The organism is Pseudomonas protegens, assembly GCF_003732485.1.
GTDB lineage: Bacteria > Pseudomonadota > Gammaproteobacteria > Pseudomonadales > Pseudomonadaceae > Aquipseudomonas > Aquipseudomonas protegens_B.
The window spans coordinates 1-310 of record NZ_MOAK01000085.1; the positions used below are offsets into that span (position 1 = coordinate 1).

The window sequence follows — 310 nt, forward strand, 5'->3', positions numbered from 1 at the left end:
TCGGTGAAGATTGCGGCCGCCATCGTGTAGCGAGGCTGATGCGTCTTGAAGGTCTGCGCTCTCAGGCAGGGTATCGGCGTCGTCCTGGAAAGTATGGAGGTAAGCCAGCGGTCGCCTCACCCAATTTGCTGAAGCGCCAGTTCGATGTCGTGGAACCCAACAAGGTTTGGGTCACCGACATCACCTACATTCGTACGTATGAAGGCTGGTGGTATTTGGCGGTGGTGCTGGCTCTGTTTTCTCGTCAGGTCGTTGGCTGGTCAATGAAGTCGCAGATGACCAGTGATCTGGCTATTGATGCGTTGTTGAT

1 protein-coding gene is annotated in these 310 nt (G+C 54.8%); it reads left to right on the forward strand.

Annotated features, from left to right (window positions below):
- Positions 1-310: DDE-type integrase/transposase/recombinase (locus BLX41_RS26970; RefSeq protein WP_148059783.1), on the forward strand; the 310-nt coding region annotated here is incomplete at both ends.